The sequence below is a fragment of the Paenibacillus sp. FSL H3-0329 genome (assembly GCF_037963285.1).
In the GTDB taxonomy this organism is placed as follows: Bacteria; Bacillota; Bacilli; order Paenibacillales; family Paenibacillaceae; genus Paenibacillus_AQ; species Paenibacillus_AQ odorifer.
Genome location: NZ_CP150150.1, coordinates 4843811 through 4867029, shown reverse-complemented (window position 1 = coordinate 4867029; position 23219 = coordinate 4843811). Strand labels below are relative to the sequence as shown.

The window sequence follows — 23219 nt, the reverse complement described above, 5'->3', positions numbered from 1 at the left end:
GGAGAGGAAGCAAATCAATGTTGGAAAATATGAAAGGCGCCATCTTTGATCTGGACGGCGTGATCGTAGATACAGCCAAATATCATTATTTGGCGTGGGCGAGTCTTGCAGATGAGCTTGGCTTTAAATTCACGGAGGAGGATAATGAACGGCTTAAAGGTGTGAGCCGGATGAGATCGCTTGATATCCTGCTGGAAGTGGGTGGCCTGGAATTTGAGGAAGCAGAGAGGCAGGCAATGGCGGAGAAGAAAAACCGCCTGTACGTAGAATACATTTCTCGACTCGAGGAATCGGAGCTGCTGCCTGGAGTGAAAGAATACCTAACAGGATTGAGATCACGTGAGATTGGGATTGCGCTAGGATCAGCCAGTAAGAACGCTGAGTTTATTTTGAATAAGCTGAACATTACAGACTTATTTGATGCAGTTGTTGACGGCAACAAAGTGTCACTAGCCAAACCTGACCCAGAGGTGTTCCTGATCGCGGCTCAAGAGATAGGCTTGCAGCCGGATGAATGTGTTGTGTTTGAAGATGCTGAGGCGGGCGTTCAAGCAGGTAAAGCTGCTGGGATGAAGGTTGTAGGTATCGGCAAACATGAGGTGCTGAAGGAAGCTGATCTGGTCGTAAAAGGGTTGTATGAGCTGCTGACAGACTGAAGTTCTAAATAAACAAGGGACCGACTCCAAAGTAGCGGATGACTTTGGGGGCGGTCTTTTGTTGTGCAAAGTCTCTGTATTTAGCTAGCTCAGACTGTCTATCGGACCTCATAGTCGCTATTGGCCATAATACGGCTCATTTGCGAACCTATCGGACTCCATGAAGCTAGAATAAAAAGTGGACAGTAGTTAACAGACTGGCGATAATGAGTCCACGGAGGTGTGTTCACATGGGAGAACATCGACAACGGTATAACGAAGAATTTAAAAAACAGACAGTGCAGTTCATTCAAGAGCAAACAAAGACAGTGGGCGACTTGGCGGAAGAGCTCAACATCCCAAAAAGTACCCTGCATCAATGGATGAGTCAGTATCGAGAACTAAAGAATGAACCGGCAGCTAGCGTGGATCGAGTACGGGAACTCGAGGCACAGTTGAAAGAAATGAGCCGACAACTTCAAGAAAAAGATAACAAGATTGCTGATGTGGAAGAGGAATTAGCGATCGTAAAAAAAGCAGTGCACATCTTCAGCAAACCAAGGAACTGAGATTCCAGTTTATTGAAAAACATCGCTCCGAGTTTCTCTTGGAGAAGATGTGCATGACCCTACATGTGTCACGGAGCGGGTACTACAAGTGGCGGACAGAAAAAACCAGTACGCATATGCTTCGTAAGGCTGCGATAATGAAGCGAATTCAGTATCATTTTGCAGACCATCAAAAGCGGTATGGGAGTCCGAAGATCACCCGCCTGTTGCATCAAGAAGGTTATACCGTTACCGAACGCACGGTGAGTGTGTACATGCGACATATGAAGCTTCGCTCCATTGTCTCCAAAACGTATCGCGTACAGACCACCGACTCCAATCATGACCATCCGATTGCCCCGAATACGCTGAACCAGCAATTTAAAATACTCAAACCCAATTCAGTATGGGTTACCGACATTACGTACATTCCTTGCCGGGGAGGGCGCTTGTACCTGGCTAGTGTGATGGACCTTTGCACGCGTGAAATCGTGGGGTGGCGCTTGGAGGACCATATGGAAACTAGCTTAATTTCGGGCGCCTTACAAGATGCTTACGAAGCTAAACAACCGGAAAAGGGTCTATTACATCACTCCGATAGAGGTTCTCAATATACTTCTCATGAATATACGAAGCAGTTGAAAGCGTATGGCATGGAGTCCAGCATGAGCCGCAGAGGTAACTGTTATGATAACGCCTGTATCGAGTCGTGGCACAGCATTTTGAAAAAGGAGCTCATTTATTGTAATCCACGATTCAAAACTAAGGAGCAAGCCTACCAGACACTTTTTCAATATATTGAGTTTTATTATAACCGCAAGCGAATGCATGGCGCGCTGGGGTATCTTTCTCCAGTTCGTTTTGCTGAGCAATTGACTAGAATGTCTATTGCGTGACTGTCCACTTTCTTGACAGAGGTCCACCATAGTCGCTATTGGCTCGAAAAGCCCTCATATCGCGCATGTTTGGAACGAATAACGCCTCTGGAGTCCGAAACTCCCCGTAAAAGCCAAAAATCAGCCAAATAGCAGCATCTGAGTCCGATCGCTCATCGTGAAGGGGTGTGTGGGAATGTAAAACGCCGAATAAGTAGTTAGCTACACATTAAGTAATCCAAAAGTTAGTATTAAGCTCAGACGGTGATCGGACCCCATAGTCGCTATTAGCCGTATAGTAAATAATTCAGAAGGTTAGTCAAAAAGCTCAACAGTTTATCGGACCTCATAGTCTCTATAAGTAATAATACGGCTCATTTGCGAACCTATCGGACTCCATAGTCGCTATTGGCTCGAAAAGCCCTCATATCGCGCATGTTTGGAACGAATAACGCCTCTGGAGTCCGAAACTCCCCGTAAAAGCTGAAATTTGACCAAATAGCTGCATCTGAGTCCGATCGCTCATCGTGAAGGGGTGTGTGGGAATGTAAAACGCTCAACAAGCAGCAAAGCCGCACATCCGGTAATCCAAACGCACAACAAGCAGCAAAGCCGCACATCAAGTAATCCAGACGCCCAACAGCAAAGCACATTCAAGTATTGAAGTACTTGAGTGTTCAAGTGTTCAAGAACATACATCGCACTTCTTCCATATAGAGTTCATTCCTCCTAGCCCCACGCAGTGGTCTTTACGCCGTCCGCCCCTTTTTCTGTTTGCGGTTTTTAAGAGTTCGTTGATAGAGTTGCGAAGTGGAGGTTTGGAGCTGGAGAAACGCCAGTGGTCGCCTTTATCCTCGGATTTCTACCGCTCAGCGGTATAAAATCAGGAAATCTGAGGATAACAGCGATCGTAAGCCCAAACGCTCCACGTATGGCGAACATATCATCGTGCTCTTTTTATCCGTCCAACAGAAAAAACTACATACAAATGAACATAAAAAACTTTAAAATAAACATATGTAAGCGTTTATCACTTTGATATAGTTATTGAACCCGGAGGTGCATCTCGATGTTGTCTAGGCTGATTCGGCCGATTCTGAAGCTGAACGTCAAACAGCAGCTTATCCTGCTGTTTCTGATTATGATCTCGCCCATTCTGTTTTTGAACATTTACGGGAATATGAAGGCTGAGCAAATTCTGAAGCGCCATGTGACGAATGCTTATGTAGAGCTGAACAAGCAAAACTTCACCATCATTAACCGAGATATTGATACCGTAAATAAAATTACTACCACTGTAATTCAAAACCCTCTGATTCAGCAGATTAATATGACGGGTTCGGATACCATCCTGGAGCGGGTTAAACGCTATGAGACGATAGAGAAGCTGTTGGTCAGTTACTCGCAGGGAGCTGAGCGTGGGGACGGCATCTATTATTCCCTTTATATATACGATCCCGAGGATTATTATTTTTTTGCACCCAATTTCCCACAGGTTAAGAAGGCGGGAGTATATTTCTTTTCCAAAGCGGAAGAGCCATATTGGTTCGAGGAGGTTGTCCAGAAAAAGGGCCGCGGATCTCTAAAATTCACAGGGAAGCTAAGTGCGCAAGCGGAAAACTTGAAGACTCTTACCTATATGAGAGCTGTCAATAACATCTCCAGGAAAGCTGAGACTATTGGGGTCTTAGTCATTACCAAGATGGACGCGAAAATCGGAGAATCCCTCAAATCCATATCGTTGCCTGATGGTGATATTTACTTAACGGATCTGGATAATCGTGTACTCGCTTCTACTACGAATAATACTGGTGAGATCATTACATTGCCGGAAACGGTCATTGCTGAGGATTTGGAAGGTACCGTGGATGTTATTACCTCGGATTTTATTTATGTGGTCAATAATAACCACGCCTTAGGACAGAAGCTAGTCTACAAAATCGCCGTAAAAGCACTGCTGCAGCAACAAAACGAAATGAAAAGTGTGATTCAATACATAACTGTGGCCTATGCTGTTTTTGGATTAATCATGATTACTTATTTCTGGCGTTCATTAATGACGCCTTTGCAAAAGTTAGCCTTTTTCGTCCGAAAGTTTGAGCCAGGCAATCGTGTCCCTGAGACGCCAAAAAGAGGGAGCAACGATGAGGTCAGTGTGCTGATTGGATCTACCTATGACATGGCCCGCAGGCTTAATGGACTAATTACTTATAAATATCAGATGGAGCTAAAACAGAAGGAATCACAGCTTCAACTGCTCTATCAACAGATCAATCCGCATTTGCTCTACAACACTTTGGAGAGTATTTACTGGAAAAGCTCGCTGGAAGGTAACGTTGAATCCGCCGAGATGATCAAGGAATTATCCAAGCTTATGAAGATTAGCCTCAGTCGGGGAAGGGAGCTGATTAGCCTTGAAGAAGAGCTGGAGCATGCAACGGCCTATATCAAGCTGCAGCAGCACCGGTATGATTATATATTTCGTGTTGTAATGGAGATTCACCCAGATACGAAAAGAAATCTAATTCCTAAAATTACCCTGCAGCCGTTAATTGAGAATGCTATTATTCATGGTGTCAAAAATATGGGCGAGGATGGGGAAATCATCATTAGCGCAGTTTGTGTGGACGATACCGTCGAGATCACTATTGAAGATAACGGATATAAGTCTGTTGATTATCAGGCCATTGAAGCTGTGCTGAATGACGACAGTCCAAATCCGGCCAGCGGTTACGGGATTCGCAACATTAACCAGCGCATACATTTACACTTTGGCTCTGATTATGGCATCAGCTATACGCCTCGTAAAGAGGGCGGTACATTGGTGACGGTTAAGCTTCCGAAATCAGAGAATCAGGACTAAGGAAGGGGAGCATACAGATATGTTCAATATATTAGTTGTGGATGACGAACCCTTGATTTGTAAAGGGCTGAGCAATTTATTAGCTTCTTCGGGGTTAAACATAGACCATATTTATACAGCAAACAGTGGTTTTGAAGCGCTGGACTGCATTCGGATGGAGGAAATAGACCTGCTCGTTACTGATATTCAGATGGGCGCAATGAGCGGGATTGATCTGATGCAGCATGCAAAATTGGCCAAACCCTGGGTACAGACCATCGTGATTTCTGCACACGAGACGTTTCAATATGCGCAAATGGCGGTTAGGCTTGGCGCGAAGGATTATTTGATCAAACCTTTGAACAGTGAGCAATTTCTGGATTCGGTGCGAAATGTGCTGCTTAAGATGGGGAAACCATCACCAGAATTGGACATTTTCATGTCAGGAATTAATGAAAGCTTTCGGCTGGAAGAGCCGCTTCCGGAATACAGCAAGTTATTAAATGAGCTGCTCAATGAGCCTGAAGGTGTACTGTGTGATGCAGAACGCTTACAAAAGCTGGATAACCTGAAGCTGCAAGGGCCGTATTTTTCCGTCTTAAAAATTAAGGTGCCTCTGGCTGGAATGAATCAGGAGAAGCACTACACCCTGCGGGACAGACGGCTTCTTTGTTATGCCGCGCTGAATATCGCCAAAGAGCTGATGGATCAGGAGTGGAACTCGACAGCCTTTTACGCAGAGGATGAAGAAATAACGATCATTATTCAATGGGATGAAAAAAGCTATGAAGATTCGTCTGCCAGTCAAATCAATAGGCTAGATATTCTTGGCCGCAGTCTTCATTTTAATATTCAAAAATATCTGCACTTAAATGCAGTCATCGGCATCAGCCAGATTCTCAAGGGTCTATCATTTATGGCTGTATTGAACCGTCAAGCCTCCAAAGCCATTCTTTGGAATAATGAACATAATGACCATTATGTGTTTTACTACGGGGATTTTAATTGGAACAGCTACACAACCGATCCTTCAGTAGAAGAGCTTCATACACGCAGCAATCTGATTGTAGAGAAAGCGAGAGAGTATATTGACGAGAACTATGCGCAAAAAGGATTAACCATCCATGAAGTGGCTAAGAAAAACCATGTCAGTCCCAATTATTTGAGCTATCTGTTTAAGAAAAATACAGGTTACAACCTGTGGGAATATGTAATTAAGCTGCGGATGGAAGAAAGCCGGGAGATGATTTTGAACACAGATCTTCGCAGATACGAAATCGCCGAGCGTGTAGGTTATGAATCACCGGAGCATTTTAGTAAAATTTTCAAAAAATATTATGGGATTAGCCCCAGTGAATTGAAGAAGTAAAAACACATACTACTTCGGTAGATTTAGACATGTTCAGTACAACCCTCATTTTCTACAATTTAAGGTAGGAAGCATTTTGCGAAAAATGCTGAAAGAAAAATGGAATGAGGGAGCCTGATGAATCAAACCGCAGTTGTATCCGAAAATCCGCCGGCGCTGAAGGGTACACCTTACAAGCAAAACCGCTGGAAGAAAAACTTTTGGGGATATATGTTCCTCGTACCTGCTGTGATTATTTTTGTAATGTTCCTGTGGGTGCCAATTTTTAAAGGCTTGTTGTACAGCTTCTACCATGTTGATTTTGTAAAAGGGAATAGCTTTGTTGGCTTTGAGAACTACGCTAGAGCCCTTAGTGATCCAGATGTTTTGACCGCGTTAAAAAATACGGGGTATTACATGCTTCTATGTCTTATTATCGGGTTCTGGGTTCCGATTGCTTTTGCCATTATGATCTCGGAGCTGAGAAGGTTTGGGGGCTTTGTACGGGTAGCGGCTTACCTTCCTTTCGTTATGCCTGGTGTGGTTCTATATGGACTCTGGAGATGGATTTATGATCCGGTGGGCCCAATCAATGCGGTATTAAGCTCGCTTGGTGTGGACCAGGTTGCCTTCCTGACAGATACAAGGTGGTCGATGATTTCTCTTGTTTTTATGGAGACGTGGCAGCAGTTTGGATCAGGGATGTTAATATACTTGGCTGCTGTACTCAGCATTCCGCGGGATTGGTATGAAGCAGCTGAGATTGATGGGGCGGGTGTGTGGGCACGTATAAAGTACATCACATTGCCTTCGCTACGTAATTTGATCATTTTGATGTTGATATTACAGATTATCGGGACTTCACAAGGGTATCAGTCACAAATGGCGCTGCTTGATGGTGGACCGAATAATACTACGCTTACCTATGCGCTGCTGATCGTAAAATATGCTTTTACGCGACTCGATTATGGAACGGCGACTGCGCTTGGCATGCTAATGTTCATTGTCCTAGGTGGTTTGGGCATTTTACAGTTCAAGCTTAACAAGGAGGACAACTAAGATGAAGAGCGCAGACAGAGGGATTCTCTCAGAACATGATTTGAAAAAAACAAGCAATAAGATCGTTTATGGCTTGATGTGCGTGGTTATTTTGATTATGGTGTTCAGCATGCTGTATCCGATCTGTATGACGTTATTTAACGGACTGAAATCGAATCAAGAGGTGAACTCATTCCCACCGCATTTTTTCCCGCAGGAATGGCACTTCAGCAACCTTAAGGAAGCGATGAATTACATTGATCTGCTGATGTTCCTTAAAAACACCATTTATATTTTTGTGGGGAATATGGTCGTGACACTAGTAGTATTGGGAATGTCTGCTTTCAGCATTTCTCGTATGAATGTCCCTTACAGAAAGGCAATTTATTTCTTTTTCCTGATGACATTGTTTATTCCGGCGACCAGCTATATGATTCCCAACTTTGTCAATCTAAAAGAGCTTGGATTACTGAATCAGTACGCTGCTTTTTGGCTGCCTGCTGGTGCGAATACATTCTATTTTCTACTCTTAAAGAACTTTTTTGATGGGATACACCCTGAAATTTTTGAAGCAGCGCGGATTGACGGTTCCTCTGAGCCGAGAAGCTTTTTCTCCATTGCAGTGCCATTGTCGGTTCCGATTTTTGCTACGCTGGCGATCTTTATCTTTTCTACCGCATGGAATGACTGGTTCTGGCCATCTCTGGTTATGCACAGTGAAGAGAAATATACGCTCGCGACAGCAATCTATAAATACGTTATTAATGTAAAGGCACTTAATACGAATATTAAATTCGCCATCCTATTTATCGTATCGTTGCCGCCGATCCTTGTCTTCCTGATCTTCCAAAAGTTCATTATGCGTGGCGTCGCATTATCAGCAGTTAAGGGATAAGCGCGGATCGACGGATTTAGTCACGGATCGTAAACATGCACATGAAAGGAATATAAATGCACCTCGTTTGTAAACGATTTCTCTTTTATGATCGATATGTAAGATAACTATGAATTGAAAAGGGGAGTTTCAATGCGTAAGTACTCTAGCGTGCTACTAAGCCTCCTTGTGGCCGGATCGTTGTTAACCGCTTGCGGCGGTAATAACAATAACGGAAACACGACAGGAAACAAGGAAGGGGAAGCGACTACTGCGCCAACGAATGCTGCAACAGATAATGCTGGCAGTGCTACAGCAGCGCCAACTGATGATATCACACAAAGAAAAGTGACCATCAAAATTCACTATCCAACCCCTGACCTAACCGAAGTTAGAGCACAGGAAGATGACAAGATCAAACGTTTCCAAGAGGAATATCCGAATGTTGAAATCGTCAAAGACGATTGGCAGTACAATGTAAGTGAAATCGGCATCAAAATGGCAGCGAATGAAGCTCCAACCTTCTTTAACACCTACGCTACAGAAGCAAAATTCCTAGTTGAAAAAGGCTGGGTAGCTGACATTACGGATCTGTGGAATAAATACGAATTTAAGGATCAAATTAACCCGGTTCTCCAAAATCAATTTATCATTGACGGTAAAGTCTTCGGCGTAACTCAAAAGGGTTATGTAACAACCACAATGATCAACAAAAAAATGCTGGACGAAAAAGGTGTTGCTGTTCCACCTATGGATTGGACTTGGGATGATATGCTGAATACCGCCAAAGGCGTAGCTGATACCAAAAAAGGGATTTCCGGTATTGCTCCAATGGGTAAAGGGAATGAAGCAGGCTGGAACTGGACCAACTTCCTGTTCGAAGCTGGCGGTGAAATTCAGAAGATTGAAGGCGGTAAGGTTGTAGCTACTTTTAATTCTGAGGCTGGGATTAAAGCGCTGGATTTCTACAAGAAACTTAGATGGGAAGCAAACGCGATTCCTCAGGACTGGGCACTGGGCTGGGGTGATGCTGTAGGCGCATTCCAACAAAGTCGTACAGCAATGGTAATGGCTGGATCTGACGGTGTTATTGAGCAAGCGTTGAATCAGGGCGGTCTGAAACCAGAAGATGTACTTACGTATCCAATGCCTGCAATGGAAAAAGGCGGAAAACACACCGGGGTACTTGGTGGTGACTACCTTGTAATCAATCCAAATGCAACACCAGACGAGCAAGAAATGGCATTCCGTTATATTACATTTGATTACTTCTCCGATAAAGGTCTAGAAGCACTGGATGCGGTTCTGCAACAACGTACAACGGATGGTAAATACTTTATTCCGCCGCTCTTAGATTACTATTCTGCAGATTCTGACTTCGGCAAGAAAACGAAAGCTGTGTATGATAAATATACAAATGTATATCAATACAGCCCTGATATTTTAGGTTTGCTGGACGGTAAACCGGAAGCGCAATACAATACACAGGACTACTACGCAACCATGTCCAATGTAATTCAAGAGCTGTTCTCCAAAAAAGGAACAGATTCCAAGACACAGCTTGAAGCTGCTGCCAAAACAGTGCAAGAGAAATTCTTCGACACAATTAAAGTAGAATAGCTAGGAAGAACAGAACCGGCTCCTTAGGAGTCGGTTTTTTTATGTTTATATTATTGATATTTTTATAAATCAACACGACGGGGGGCATCCCACTATTTTTTAGAGGGTCATGAGAAAAATAGAGTGTCAACAAAATTAGGTTTGCTTTTTTAAAATATTTTTGCGAGCGGAAAGGTAGAAAATGGGTATCAGTTCTTGTCTTTTTAAACATAAACTTTAAATTTAAGAAATAATAAATCATAAATAATGGTAAAAAAGCTATAATATGATCGAATGAAAGCGCTTTGAAAACAAATCAAAAAAACTTTATACTTTGTGAAAGATTTCACTATACAAGGTGGAAATGATGTGATAAGATAAATGTGTAGAGAAAAACAACCTAAAAATTGACAGGAGGACGAGGGAGATGGCAGTTAAGAACGAAGTCGCCGCCCAAGTTAAACAAACTACCGCTGAAGAGTATATTCAGACTTTAGTGGATAAAGCGAAAAAAGCACATGAGGCATTCATGGCGCTGGATCAAGAGCAAGTTGACACAATCGTTCATGCAATGGCGTTGGCTGGACTCGACAAACATATGTACCTCGCTAAATTGGCTGTAGAAGAAACTGGCCGCGGGGTTTACGAAGACAAAATTACTAAAAACATCTTCTCGACAGAATATATCTGGCACGGAATTAAATACGATAAAACAGTAGGCGTTATTGAAGACAATGCTTATGAAAGCTTCCAAAAAATTGCTGAGCCCGTCGGAATTGTAATGGGTATCACACCGGTAACCAACCCTACATCCACCACGATGTTTAAAGCGTTGATTTCGATTAAGACACGGAACCCTATTATATTCGGTTTCCACCCATCTGCGCAAGAGTGTAGTGCAGCAGCTGCTAGAATTCTTCATGATGCGGCTGTAAAAGCTGGCGCACCTGAGAATTGTATCCAATGGATTGAAATGCCAACGATGGACAAAACAAACGCTTTGATGAACAACCCTGACGTTGCACTTATTCTCGCAACAGGCGGTTCTGCAATGGTAAAAGCAGCTTATAGCTGTGGTAAACCAGCTCTTGGCGTAGGTCCTGGTAACGTACCTGCATTCATCGAAAAGAGCGCGGATATCGATCAAGCCGTAACGGACATCATTCTTTCCAAAACATTTGATAATGGTATGATCTGTGCTTCCGAGCAAGCTGTTATTATCGAAGAACCAATCTTTGATCAAGTGAAAAAGAAAATGATCGCTAATGGCTGCTACTTTGTTAACAAAGAAGAAGCTGCCAAACTTACTAGCGGCGCTATGAACGTTGATAAATGTGCGGTTAACCCAGCAATCGTTGGACAATCCGCAGTGAAAATTGCTGAAATGTGCGGCATTCAAGTTCCTGCCGGCACTAAGATTCTGGTAGCAGAACTTGAAGGTGTAGGCACTAAATATCCATTGTCCGCTGAAAAATTGAGTCCTGTGCTTGCTTGCTACAAAGTTAAAAACGCAGATCAAGGTATCGAACGCGCAGCACAAGTTGTTGAATTTGGTGGTATGGGCCATAGTTCGGCTATCCACTCCAACAACGAAGAAGTAATCATGAAGTTCTCCAACCGTCTGCAAACAGGACGTATTCTCGTTAACTCGCCTTCCACTCATGGTGCGATCGGCGATATCTATAACACTAACATCCCTTCGTTGACGCTGGGCTGCGGATCTTATGGTCGTAACTCCGTGTCGCAAAACGTTACAGCAATTAATTTGATCAACGTGAAAAGGGTGAATCGTCGTACCGTGAATATGCAATGGTTTAAAGTACCTGACAAGATCTATTTCGAAAAAGGCGCTACTCAGTACCTGACCAAAATGCCTGATATCACACGTGTCGCAATTATCACTGACCCAATGATGGTTAAGCTCGGATATGTTGAGAGAGTTGAACATTACCTGCGTCAACGCCAAACTCCTGTAGCGATCGAAGTGTTCTCGGAAGTTGAACCAGATCCATCGACAACTACAGTTGAAAAAGGTACAGCAATGATGAACAGATTCCAACCGGACTGCATCATCGCACTTGGTGGTGGTTCCCCAATGGATGCTGCAAAAGGAATGTGGTTATTCTATGAACATCCAGACGCAGACTTTAACGGTCTGAAACAAAAATTCATGGATATCCGTAAACGGGTTTACAAATTCCCTAAACTTGGAAACAAAGCTAAGTTTGTAGCGATTCCTACTACTTCGGGTACGGGTTCGGAAGTAACATCTTTCGCAGTTATTACCGATAAAACAACTGAACAACACACTAAATATCCTTTGGCTGACTACGAGCTAACTCCAGACGTAGCTATCATTGATCCAGAGTTCGTATATAGCTTGCCAAAAACTGCTGTTGCTGATACAGGTATGGACGTATTGACACATGCCATCGAAGCTTATGTATCTGTTATGGCGAGTGACTACACTGATGGTCTGGCAATTAAAGCAATCCAATTGGTATTCCAATACCTTGAAAAATCGGCGCTTGAAGGCGACAGAGTTGCCCGTGAGAAAATGCATAACGCATCAACACTTGCTGGTATGGCCTTTGCTAATGCTTTCCTGGGTATTAACCACAGTTTGGCGCATAAATGGGGCGGTCAATATCACACTGCTCACGGTCGTACTAATGCGATCCTTATGCCACACGTTATTCGTTACAATGCTAAGAAACCTACGAAGTTCGCTTCGTTCCCTAAATATTCACACTTCGTAGCTGACGAGCGTTATGCAGAAATCGCCCGTATTCTGGGATTGCCAGCTCGCACAACTGAAGAAGGTGTAACTAGCCTGATCAATGCTATTCGCGATATGAACAAAAAACTGGGTATCGAAGAATCCTTCCAACAACTGGGCTTTGATCCTAAGGATTTTGAATCCCGTGTAGATTACTTGGCTGACCGTGCATTTGAAGATCAATGTACAACTGCCAATCCTAAGCTGCCACTGGTATCTGAACTTGCAGATGTGTACCGTAATGCTTTCTACGGAAGATTTGATAATTAATATTTGGTTAAGTAGATAATAGGATGGTTGTGGACTAGATATAAGTGACAAATATCACCGGAAAGGTGATATTTGTCACAGTCTATTTATAGAAAATAAACTAAAATGTTTATATAAACAACGGTCCCATACATGGAACAATGATTGTGAATTTTCGAACAACCATATCTTTCTTGGGATCACGAGACACGGGATCAACCTTCAAGCCCGCGATCTCTACAAATATTATAAATATAGATGGAGGGATTTAGCATGTCGGTGATTGAAAAAGATGTACAAGAAGTGAAATCCGGTTGGAGAAGTTTTACAAAAGGTAAATGGTCCAGAAAAGTTGACGTTAACAACTTTATCGCAAGTAACATTAAGCCTTATGAAGGAAACGAAGAATTCCTCGTAGGACCTACTAGTAACACAACTGAACTATGGAAGATTATTTCCCAATTGAGCAAGGAAGAAAGAGAAAGAGGCGGCGTATGGGATGTTTCCCTAGATACTGTCTCCACAATCACTTCACATGCTCCAGGCTACATTGACAAAGACAAGGAACAAATTGTAGGCGTACAGACTGACGCTCCTTTCAAACGTTCCATCCAGCCATTTGGCGGGATCAAGATGATGGTTGATGCTACGAAGGCTTACGGCTTCGAGCTTCCACAAAACATCGTTGACATGTTTACGAACATTCGCAAAACGCATAACCAAGGCGTATTTGATGCATATACACCAGACATGAGAGCTGTGCGTAAATCCGGCGTAATTACAGGTCTTCCTGATGCTTACGGCCGCGGACGCATCATCGGCGACTACCGCCGCATTGCTCTGTACGGTATTGATTTCCTCATTAAAGACAAAAAACAACAACAAACTGAGCTTGAAGTTGATTCCATGACTGAAGATATTATTCGTTTGCGTGAAGAGCTGTCCGAGCAAATTCGTGCACTTGGCGAATTGAAAGAAATGGCAGCCGCTCATGGTATGGATATTTCCAGACCAGCGACCAACTTCAAAGAAGCTACTCAATGGGTATACTTCGGGTATCTGGCAGCAGTTAAAGAGCAAAATGGTGCAGCGATGTCCCTAGGCCGTGTGTCCTCTTTCTTGGACATCTATGCAGAACGCGATATTGCTGAAGGTACTTTGACTGAAGAACAAGTACAAGAAATCGTCGATCATTTCGTAATGAAACTGCGTATCGTGAAATTCTTGCGTACACCTGACTATAATGATCTGTTCTCCGGTGACCCAACATGGGTAACTGAATCCATCGGTGGTATGGCTGAAGACGGAACAACTCGTGTTACCAAGAACAGCTTCCGTTTCTTGAACACCCTGTACAACTTGGGTCCAGCTCCGGAACCAAACTTAACTGTACTGTGGTCCGAAAAATTGCCTGAAGCCTTCAAAAAATATTGTGCTAAGGTTTCCATTGAAACTAGTGCAATTCAGTATGAAAATGACGATGTAATGCGTCCATACTGGGGTGAAGATTATGCGATTGCTTGCTGCGTATCTCCAATGCGTATCGGTAAACAAATGCAGTTCTTCGGCGCTCGTGCCAACCTGGCAAAAGCATTGCTGTATGCTATCAATGGTGGTATAGACGAAAAATCCGGAGCACAAGTTGGACCGGAATTCCCAGCGATCACTTCTGAATATCTGGATTATGACGAAGTAATGAAACGTTTCAAACCGATGATGGAGTGGTTGGCTAAAACTTATGTTAACACTTTGAACATCATTCACTATATGCATGACAAATATTCTTACGAACGTATCGAAATGGCGCTGCATGACCGTGACATTCTGCGTACGATGGCTTGTGGTATTGCTGGGCTGTCCGTTGCAGCTGACTCACTAAGCGCAATTAAATACGCCAAAGTAAAACCTATTCGTAACGAACAAGGTATTGCGATCGACTTCGAAACCGAAGGCGAATTCCCTTGCTACGGTAACAATGACGATGCTGTAGACAGCATCGCAGTAGAATTGGTTGAAACCTTCATGACTATGATCCGTAAAAACAAAACATATCGTGATTCTGTGCCAACTCAATCGGTACTGACCATTACTTCGAATGTAGTGTACGGTAAGAAGACAGGGACTACACCTGACGGACGTAAGAAAGGTGAACCTTTCGCACCGGGTGCTAACCCAATGCACGGACGTGACAAGAAAGGCGCCTTGGCTTCCCTGAACTCTGTAGCTAAACTGCCTTACTCCGATGCACAAGATGGTATCTCTAACACGTTCTCCATCGTACCTAAGGCACTTGGTAAAGACGAGGATTCCCGTAAGTCTAACCTGGTACACATGATGGATGGATACTTCCATAACAACGCTCAGCATTTGAATGTTAACGTATTTAACCGTGAACAGCTGATGGACGCTATGGAGCACCCAGAGAACTATCCACAATTGACTATTCGTGTATCCGGCTATGCAGTTAACTTCATCAAGCTGACTCGCGAACAACAAATGGATGTAATCAACCGTACATTCCACGGTTCGATGTAATTTGTTTCTGTCATGAAGATCTTTGAATTAGTACTACATTGAAATAATTGCAAGGAAGATACCGCCCTTGTCTCAAGGGCGGTAATATCTTGTTCGAGAATTGTTAAAATTTTAAATTTTATAGCCGCGATTTAGGGATATGACAGTCTCAAAGACAGGAAGCTTCATCGTTGAAAGAGGGACTGTTAGTCTGTCGTGGCGAAAGGATGACATCCTATGATTAAAGGTCGCATACACTCTTTGGAAACCTTTGGAACCGTTGATGGACCTGGTATTCGATTTGTCTTGTTTATGCAAGGCTGCTTGCTGAAATGTCAGTATTGCCATAACCCTGATACTTGGGCTTTAGATGAAGGTAAAGAAATGACTCTAGAAGAAGTGCTTTCGGAGATCGAACCATATATAAACTACTATCGTTCATCCGGTGGCGGGTTAACTGTATCCGGTGGAGAACCAACCTTGCAGGCGCAATTTGTAAAGCAGTTATTCACGGAAGTGAAAAAACGTTGGAATCTGCATACCACATTAGATAGTAATGGCTACAACGAAGGTGACAAGATTAATGACTTATTGGACGTTACAGATTTGGTTATGCTTGATCTGAAGCATATTGATGAAGAAGCGCATATCAAGTTAACCGGTAAATCCAATGATCGAACTTTGAAGCTTGCACGCTGGCTCTCAGACCATAATCGTAAGATGTGGATCCGACATGTGTATGTACCTGGTATTCATGATCGTGAAGAGGATCTCATTAACTTAGGTCGTTATATTGGAACCTTAAATGGCGTCGAGAAATTCGAAATCTTACCTTATCATCAGATGGGTATCTATAAATGGGAAATGCTCGGCAAAGCTTATGAACTGGATGGAGTACCTTCTCCAACAGAAGAAGAAGTGCAACGGGCATATCGCTTGGTAGAAGAAGGTCGTAAGCAAACGGCATTGGTATAATAGATATATATTTTTAAGAGAGACCGTACCCTCAGTGGTTGATCACTGAAGGTGCGGTTTTTTGTTATGAGGAAGTAAAAAGGGAGGGGATAAAGCTCCTCTGAGGGGGTAGTTTTATACTATTCCTAATAAAGACATGCTATAGTTACACGTGGTTAATGGGATGGATAATAAATGAATATGTCAGGTAATGTGACTATTTGGATGTTTTATTAATTGTTTCTAGAGTGAATACAAAGTTTTGTGATGAGAAAAACAAATAAATTAAGCGATTTAACATTTTTGTGTTATGTAATATAACTTATAATGTAGTTGATTCCGCTTACATTAGAGATTTTTATCCCTATAGTGGATGAATCTTAACCTTACGATAATGAAGTCTGTTTTCTATAATAAGAAGTGTAAAGCACATCAATATATAGGGAGGGTCACAAGAAATGAAAAAAAGTATGACTTTGCTATTGTCCCTGATTTTCGTATCATCAGCTTTACTGACTGGTTGCGGAGGCAACAACAATGAGTCTTCTAACAAAGGAGATGGAAACGCTACCGCGACTAATTCAGCCGCTACAAATGCTCCTGCAACAGAAGAACCGGTAAATAACGAGCCATTTGAAATGACGATTCGTCACACTCAAATCGGTGCAGACAAGCAGAAACGTCTGGCTATTCTCGAAGAAGTAGTTAACAAGGTACAAGAGGATGTACCGGGTCTGACCTTTAAACTCGATGGGGTAGATTCAGATGTAAACCGTAAAGAAAAATTGCGTGGTGAAATGGCTGCGGGTAATCCGCCGGAAATCTTCGATCTGTTCGGTAGTCCTGACTCCAAGATCTATGCTAAAGAAGGTAAATTACTTGACCTGACTCCAATTCTTGAGGAACTTGGAATTAAGGATAAATTCTCAAATCTTGATCCTTTCACTTATGAAGGAAAAATCTATGGATTGCCTATCGGTGGTTCTGGAGAAGGCTTCTTCTATAACAAAGAATACTATACAAGCAAGGGCTGGAAGGCTCCAACAACGTTTGCCGAATTGGAACAACAATTGGCTGATATCAAGGCTGATGGAAAAGTACCTTTGGCTGGTGCATCCAAAGCTGGTTGGGTACCACTTATGTTAGCTAACCACTTGTGGTCACGTTATGCAGGTCCAGATGTAACTGCTAAATTTGCAACAGGCGAAGCTAAATGGTCTGATCCAAATGTAGTAAAAGGATTTGCGAAATATAAAGAATGGGTTGATAAAGGCTACTTCAAAAAAGGCGAACTTGGCTTTGAATATGCTGAATACACAACACAATTTACTAGTGGTGAAGCGATCCTGCTGTATGATGGTACTTGGAAATCCTCCGTATTTAAAACTGGCCAATCTGGCGAAGGTTTGATCGGTAAAGTTGGCTTCTTCAATATCCCAGCAGTTGAAGGCGGAGCGGGCGACCAAACTGCATTGATGCGCGATGTGAACAATGGTTATGGTTTCTCTGCATCTGCTGAGAAAGATCCACGTCAATTGGCTGCTGTGAAATCTTTTATTAAAAACTTATTTAATGAAGAAATGCAATTGCGTGGACTTGTTGAAGATGGTGTATTGCCAGCAATGAAGATTGACCAAAACGTATTGAATGAGAATATTACTGATGATCTGATGAGCGAAATCGTAGGTGTACTTAACAACTCACAATCTTCGTTCCCAGCATTTGACTCTCTTGTTCAAGCTGATGTAACTACAGAAATCAGTAACATTCAAATTCAAAAACTGATTGGCGATCAGACGACTCCTGAGAAAATGGGCGAAGCTTTGCAAAAGGTACAAGAAGAAGCAAACGCAGCAGTTGAATAAATAGCTGCAAACTGAATGTACCCTGGTGCTAAATCCAGGGTACATTTTTAAAATCAAAGAAAATATGTGTTTGCACTTGATCTGAAGCATTCACTATTCGCCAGATGTCAAAGCAACCGGAGGTAGTCATGAATAAAGCATTAAGAAATCCAGTGGTATTTTTCCTTTTCGTTCTTCCAGCATTGATATTGTTCACGATGTTTTTCATTTACCCCATTTTCAGTTCTATTTATTACAGTTTTACCAGTTGGAACGGTGTATCGGAGACGGTTAAATCAGCCGGATTAAGTAATTATGAGAAAGCATTAGGAGATGAACGATTCTGGATATCCGTTAAAAACAACGGTTGGTTTATTCTTTTCTCCGTATGTATCCAGGTACCGTTGATCGTATTCTTCTCGTTATTGATTTCTAATGTGAAGAAGTTAAAAGGCTTATATAAGACAGCAGTCTTTATGCCTTCCATTATGTCTACAGCAGTTATCGGTATTCTCTGGGGGTTTATCTATGAGCCCAACATTGGACTTTTTAATAAGCTCCTTAGTCTAGTAGGAATTAATCCTATTTACTGGCTGTCAGATGAGAGATTTGCAATGCTTTCTATTTTGTTGACGAATGCTTGGCAGTGGACTGGATTTTATATCGTTATGGTCCTAGCGGCGATTCTAGCTATTCCTGGTGAATTGGATGAAGCTGCAGCCATTGACGGCGCAACCGGATTTCAACGCGCTACCCGTATCACGCTCCCACTAATCGTACCGATCATCTCGGTTGTAATTATGCTATCCATTGCTGGAGCAATGAAAGCGGCGGATATTGTCATCGTTATGACTAAGGGGGGACCTGCAGGTTCAACCGATGTAATGGCAACATACATGATTAAATATGCGATCACGAACTTTAAGTATGGATACGGAAATGCCATCGCTGTCCTGATCTTTGCGTTTACACTGGTGGTTACAGTCCTTTATCAGCTGCTGATTGCACGTCGTACAGAAAGGATTGAATACTGATGCCACGCGCCCTGAAAAAGAGTCTGCCACATATTGCCCTTTTATTCTATTTGTTAGTGATCCTGTTTCCTTTCCTATTCGTATTATTCTCTTCTGTGAAAAAGGATAATAATGAGATTGCGCTTAATCCTTTTGGCATTCCAAAGGAATTCGTCTTCAATAACTACGTCGAAGCTTGGGTAAATGCCAAGATCAGTACTTACTTTTTCAACAGTTTGTACATTTCGATACTTGCTTCTGTAGTGTCCATTCTGCTTGCGTCTATGTTTGCTTTTGCGGTTACGCGGATGCGTCAGGGGAAATGGAATACTATTTTGTTCTCACTGGTTTTAGTAGGAATGCTCATTCCGAATAATGCTTTAATGCTGCCGATTTATACGATTGTACGTAAGTTAGGAATACTGAACACCCACTGGGCGTTGATCATTCCTTATATCGCCAATGCGATTCCATTTACCATAATTATTTTAGCAGCATTTATGCGAAATTTACCTAGAGAAATAGAAGAAGCTGCGGTCATGGATGGCTTGAAGGCACCGGGTATCTTTGCTAGAATTATTGTACCTCTAACGGTTCCGGCTATGGTTACTGTATTCATTGTTAATTTCCTGGGAAATTGGAACGAGTTCTTGCTAGCTAACTACTTCCTGTCGAATGACGAGCTGCGAACGCTTCCAGTAGGTATGGTCCAATTCCGTGATCAATACCAAATGAACTATGCACAAATGTCAGCCGGTATCGTCTTCAGCGTCCTGCCGGTAATTATCATTTATGCTATTCTGCAGGAGAAGATTATTGAAGGTGTAACAGCGGGCGGCGTAAAAGGATAACTTTATTCTCAGTCAGGAGCACTAGCCGATGAATTTGCGCTATAAATTATTTACGGCATTTTTGGGCCTGATTATCATTCCTTTATTTATTCTAGGCATGCTTATGTTTTTTGTGACTTATAATTCTATTGAGAAAAAGTACAGCCAGCAGTCGGAATACTCACTTAAAGCGATTAGCTACAGTATTTCTAATGTACTAAAAGATATGGATAACGTTACAGACAACGGAATTGCTACCTCGGTATTTCATATGGCCCTTAGTGCAGATGATCCTACCAATCAGGATTTGACTGATGCTGAGCAACTGAATCTGAATGCGAGCCAGCGCAATTTCCGTAGTCTGTTGTTTAATCATCCATCGATCAGTTATGCGTTTTTGTACAATTTTAACGGTAGAGGTAACTCTGAAATCGTGTCGCTTTTTAACAAGGAAAATTTCCGAACGCTACCCTATGATACATTCAAAAAAAGTGATCTGTACCAGGAAGTTATGGACTTGAATGGTGTGCCGAAATGGCTGGCTCCTCACGAGTATCCCGAGCTTACGGGTACTGAACCTGTGTTTACACAAATTCGCTTAGTGAAGGAATTGAGCTTCTTTCAGAACATAGGTATCCTAGTTGTGCAGATCAAGAATTGGGAGTTCGAATCCATATTTCGCAATCTAAAAATTGGGGATAGCAATCAGGATGTTTCCTTTATGCTTGTAAATGATGATGGAATGATTCTTTTTGACCCAGATCAAAAGCTGGATGGACAGGACTTCCAGTCTTTCGCGGATAAAGAGATTACCTTTAAAAAAGGGTTTCAGAGTTTCAAAACAGAGTACAACGGGGAGAAAAGCATTCTTTCCATGTATCACTTGAAGGACTATCCATGGAGTCTGGTATCTGTGACTTCTTGGAATACGTTGTCTCACGAAGTTACAGTATTTGCTCGCTGGTTCGTCGCTGTGATTTTCCTTTGCTTATTGGCAGCTGTGATCTTCAATTTATTTTTTATGAACCGGATTACCGGCGGCATCGCCGTCATTGTTCGTTTTATGCGCCGGGTTGAAGACGGAGATCTGACCACTAGGGTAGAAGTTAAAGGAAATGATGAGTTAACGCTGCTTGCTAAGGGATTTAATGATCTTATGGATAAAATTAATGGGTTATTTAACAGAATTCATGTGGAGCAGCGTCGCAAGAATCAAGCTGAGATGCGTGTTCTGCAGGCACAGATTAAACCACATTTTTTATTCAATACATTAGAATCAATCAATGTTCTCGCTATACAGAATGAAGGTAAAAAAGTTAGTGAGATGGTCTACAGGCTGGCCAGTATTTTGCGAATTAGCATTCAGGATCGGGAAGAGATTACGCTGGATGAAGAAGTTAAACATTTGCGCAATTATTTGGATATACAAAAATTCCGCTTTGAAGATTTGTTCGAATATGAGATCGATATTCCGAATGAATTGATGAGTTGCGGTATCCTTAAACTCACTTTACAACCGCTTGTAGAGAACAGCATTCAACATGGATTTGAGGGCATTGATTACAAAGGTCATGTTTCTGTGAAAGTTTGGGAGAAGCAGGGGGATTTGATTTTACGTATTGAAGATAATGGTATTGGTATTACACCGTCTCAGTTAGCTATTTTTCAATATATTGTGAATGATCCTGTGGAGCAAGAAGTTAAGGTTGAACGGGATAACCGGATGAATCTTGAACGCAGAGGTCTTGGTATTCGCAGTGTAGCAGATCGCATCCGCATTGAATACGGTGACAGGTACGGAATATTTATCTGTTCTAGTCCAGGTCATGGTACTATTATCCAATGTGTCATACCTAAATACGAGCAGGGGGAAGATCATTATGCTAAAAGTATTATTGGTTGATGACGAAGCCCCAATTCTGAATAATCTGAACAGGGTATTGCCTTGGCAGGAGATGGGGATGGAGGTTGTCGGTATGGCGCGAAGTGGAATGGATGCTTTGCGTATTGCCGAGGAGAAACAGCCTGATCTTGTGTTATGTGACATCCGTATGCCAGTGATGGACGGGTTAACTTTTATCGGTAAGTTGCGGGAGATGGGATTGGATAGCGAGGTGCTGCTTCTTACCGGATATCAGGAGTTTGATTATGCACGTGAAGCGATTCGGCTAGGTGTTAAAGAGTATATTTGTAAGCCGATACATTATGAAGAGCTTGGCAATAAGGTACGGGAAATTGGGGCTAAGATCCGTAGTAAGCAGTTTAAGAATAAACTGTATAATAGCATTCCAATTTTTCAGGAAATCCCTGAAGGTGAAGATGATTCTGGCAAAAAAACACCGGATCAGCTGATGAACCAAGCAGCTAAGTACATCACAGAACATCTCCATTCTGATATTGGGATTGAGGAAGTGGCGAATAAGATCGGGATTAGTGGCAGTTATTTCTGTCTCTTATTTAAGAATCGTTTTGCTATGACTTTTGTGGAATACGTGACCCTACAACGAATTGAAGCTGCTAAGTTTATGCTAACTAACAGTGATAAGAGTATTACGATGATTGGCTCCGGAGTTGGCTATCAGGAGCGGCGTTATTTTACCAAGGTATTTCAGAAGCAGACGGGGATGTCGCCTAAGGAGTATCGCGACCGATGCCGGACCGAAGTGCAGTGAGGTCGGCGTCGCTCTGAGGAATGTTTGTTGCTGAGTGGTGAGGTTAGCGTCGCTCCAAGGAATGTTTGGACTTCCGGTCGCTGTTATCCTCAGATTTCTTGATTAGAAACCGCTATTAGCGGTTGAAATCCGAGGATAAAGGCGAACGCTACGCTCCTACAGTTCCAAACTTCCTCTCCGTTCCTTCTCCCTCACCCCTCTTCGTAGTAGTATAGGGGCCGTCCCACACCTACGGATGTGGGCCTTTCTGGGAACACAAGGGCTGATTGCCTAGGTTAATCTAAGGCAGGCAGGTATTATCAACCAGCCCTTGGCTGTGATGAAGAGAAAAGATTATCAACCAGCCTTGGCTGTGATAAAGAGCAAAGATTATCGACCAGCCTTAGCTGTGATGAAGAGAAAAGATTATCGACCAGCCCTTGGCTGTGATGAAGTACAAAGATTATCGACCAGCCCTTGGCTGTGATAAAGTACGAAGATTATCAACCAGCCTTTGGCTGTGATAAAGAGCAAAGATTATCGATCAGTTCTTGGCTGTGATAAATGCGATTAAGGTACATAAGCTATGATTAATTAAATTTTTTGCCTCTATTTAGAGGCTGAAG

At 42.5% G+C, this 23219-nt stretch carries 17 protein-coding genes; all 17 read left to right on the top strand.

Going from position 1 to position 23219, the window contains the following annotated elements:
• Positions 1 to 17 precede the first annotated feature (17 nt).
• Positions 18 to 656: a beta-phosphoglucomutase gene (gene pgmB / locus NSQ66_RS21600; protein WP_076216120.1), complete on the top strand. Its 639-nt coding sequence runs from the start codon at positions 18 to 20 to the stop codon at positions 654 to 656.
• Between the two features lie 230 nt (positions 657 to 886).
• A complete protein-coding gene (locus tag NSQ66_RS21595; protein ID WP_036683594.1) occupies positions 887 to 1204 on the top strand; it encodes a transposase in 318 nt (105 codons plus the stop codon).
• Positions 1153 to 2079 (top strand): IS3 family transposase, encoded by a 927-nt coding sequence (locus NSQ66_RS21590; protein WP_339279736.1) that lies wholly within the window; start codon positions 1153 to 1155, stop codon positions 2077 to 2079. The genes NSQ66_RS21595 and NSQ66_RS21590 overlap by 52 nt, the downstream gene beginning before the upstream one ends.
• A gap of 1048 nt (positions 2080 to 3127) precedes the next feature.
• Positions 3128 to 4921, top strand: a complete 1794-nt coding sequence (locus NSQ66_RS21585) for a histidine kinase (protein ID WP_036682936.1) — start codon at positions 3128 to 3130, stop codon at positions 4919 to 4921.
• Positions 4922 to 4940: 19 nt separating this feature from the next.
• On the top strand, positions 4941 to 6269 hold the full coding sequence (locus NSQ66_RS21580; protein WP_076146780.1) for a response regulator: 1329 nt from the start codon (positions 4941 to 4943) through the stop codon (positions 6267 to 6269).
• Positions 6270 to 6386: 117 nt separating this feature from the next.
• On the top strand, positions 6387 to 7307 hold the full coding sequence (locus tag NSQ66_RS21575; RefSeq protein WP_076141626.1) for a sugar ABC transporter permease: 921 nt from the start codon (positions 6387 to 6389) through the stop codon (positions 7305 to 7307).
• A 1-nt stretch (position 7308) separates the two neighbouring features.
• Complete coding sequence (locus NSQ66_RS21570) at positions 7309 to 8181, top strand: carbohydrate ABC transporter permease (protein WP_036682930.1); 873 nt, start codon at positions 7309 to 7311, stop codon at positions 8179 to 8181.
• Between the two features lie 132 nt (positions 8182 to 8313).
• Positions 8314 to 9780 (top strand): extracellular solute-binding protein, encoded by a 1467-nt coding sequence (locus NSQ66_RS21565; RefSeq protein ID WP_036682927.1) that lies wholly within the window; start codon positions 8314 to 8316, stop codon positions 9778 to 9780.
• Between the two features lie 406 nt (positions 9781 to 10186).
• Entirely contained in the window at positions 10187 to 12808 is a 2622-nt protein-coding gene (gene adhE / locus NSQ66_RS21560) for a bifunctional acetaldehyde-CoA/alcohol dehydrogenase (RefSeq protein ID WP_038572553.1), read from the top strand.
• A gap of 252 nt (positions 12809 to 13060) precedes the next feature.
• Positions 13061 to 15322: a formate C-acetyltransferase gene (gene pflB, locus NSQ66_RS21555; RefSeq protein WP_036682923.1), complete on the top strand. Its 2262-nt coding sequence runs from the start codon at positions 13061 to 13063 to the stop codon at positions 15320 to 15322.
• Between the two features lie 216 nt (positions 15323 to 15538).
• Entirely contained in the window at positions 15539 to 16276 is a 738-nt protein-coding gene (gene pflA / locus NSQ66_RS21550; RefSeq protein WP_036682920.1) for a pyruvate formate-lyase-activating protein, read from the top strand.
• Positions 16277 to 16713: 437 nt separating this feature from the next.
• Entirely contained in the window at positions 16714 to 18120 is a 1407-nt protein-coding gene (locus NSQ66_RS21545) for an extracellular solute-binding protein (protein ID WP_036682919.1), read from the top strand.
• Positions 18121 to 18248: 128 nt separating this feature from the next.
• Positions 18249 to 19133 carry a sugar ABC transporter permease gene (locus NSQ66_RS21540; RefSeq protein ID WP_036682917.1) on the top strand — a complete coding sequence of 295 codons (885 nt, stop codon included), beginning with the start codon at positions 18249 to 18251 and terminating at the stop codon, positions 19131 to 19133.
• Complete coding sequence (locus NSQ66_RS21535; protein WP_036682912.1) at positions 19133 to 19963, top strand: carbohydrate ABC transporter permease; 831 nt, start codon at positions 19133 to 19135, stop codon at positions 19961 to 19963. The genes NSQ66_RS21540 and NSQ66_RS21535 overlap by 1 nt, the downstream gene beginning before the upstream one ends.
• 28 nt (positions 19964 to 19991) lie before the next feature.
• The gene (locus NSQ66_RS21530; RefSeq protein ID WP_036682911.1) at positions 19992 to 21845 is read left to right on the top strand and encodes a sensor histidine kinase; all 1854 of its coding nucleotides are present in this window, start codon (positions 19992 to 19994) and stop codon (positions 21843 to 21845) included.
• Positions 21823 to 22614 carry a response regulator gene (locus NSQ66_RS21525; protein ID WP_036682908.1) on the top strand — a complete coding sequence of 264 codons (792 nt, stop codon included), beginning with the start codon at positions 21823 to 21825 and terminating at the stop codon, positions 22612 to 22614. The genes NSQ66_RS21530 and NSQ66_RS21525 overlap by 23 nt, the downstream gene beginning before the upstream one ends.
• A gap of 319 nt (positions 22615 to 22933) precedes the next feature.
• Positions 22934 to 23080: a hypothetical protein gene (locus NSQ66_RS21520; RefSeq protein ID WP_178420210.1), complete on the top strand. Its 147-nt coding sequence runs from the start codon at positions 22934 to 22936 to the stop codon at positions 23078 to 23080.
• Positions 23081 to 23219 lie beyond the last annotated feature (139 nt).